This window comes from Salifodinibacter halophilus, from assembly GCA_012999515.1.
In the GTDB taxonomy this organism is placed as follows: domain Bacteria; phylum Pseudomonadota; class Gammaproteobacteria; order Nevskiales; family Salinisphaeraceae; genus Salifodinibacter; species Salifodinibacter halophilus.
In genome coordinates, this window is record JABEEB010000724.1 from 1 (window position 1) to 237 (window position 237).

General features: G+C 70.9%; 1 pseudogene. It reads left to right on the top strand.

Features of this window, described 5'->3' with window-relative positions:
• Window positions 1-141: pseudogene (locus HKX41_13460) on the top strand (exodeoxyribonuclease III).
• Window positions 142-237: the final 96 nt, after the last annotated feature.

The following is a 237-nucleotide window of genomic DNA, read 5'->3' on the forward strand; positions in this document are numbered from 1 at the left end:
CGCGACGCGCTGCAAGGGCTGCTGGCGCTGGGCCTGCACGACGCGTTCCGGCTGTTCCCGCAGGAAGAGAACGCATTCTCGTGGTGGGACTACCGCCAGGCCGGCTTCCGCCGCAACCTCGGCCTGCGCATCGACCACCTGGCCTGGCGCCGCTACGAGCGCCACTTCCGCCAGCGCCTGACCGTGCAGGCCGGGCCGTACTGGCAGGAAAACTTCGGCAGCCACTGGGTGCCGCAG